This is a genomic window from Pseudomonas sp. PME37.24/025, assembly GCF_055556615.1.
Genome location: NZ_JBVHNK010000243.1, coordinates 1 through 267, shown reverse-complemented (window position 1 = coordinate 267; position 267 = coordinate 1). Strand labels below are relative to the sequence as shown.

The 267-nt window shown below is 63.3% G+C and carries 1 protein-coding gene; it reads right to left on the bottom strand.

Features of this window, described 5'->3' with window-relative positions; translation table 11 throughout:
* On the bottom strand, positions 1–267 hold a 267-nt coding region (locus ACZ3HH_RS30215), incomplete at both ends, for a hypothetical protein (RefSeq protein ID WP_465810275.1).

The following is a 267-nucleotide window of genomic DNA, read 5'->3' as shown; positions in this document are numbered from 1 at the left end:
CCTGCAATCCGACCTGAAGCGGAGGCAATTTCGGAAAGAGATAGCTGCCTGCCTGCGGTCGACGCGTCGGCAGACCGCCGTCTCGGAAGATGTCCAGCAGATCATCGCGGATCGCCTCGTGCTGCCGAACCCGCTGCTCCATCCAGCCCTCGGGCTCCCGGAACCAGGTTCGGAGCACGGATTGATTGTAGCCGGCGGCGCGCAACGAGACGATGGCTTGCAGCTTTTCCATCCGCTCGACGATCCAGCGAGCGCCAAATGCGATGC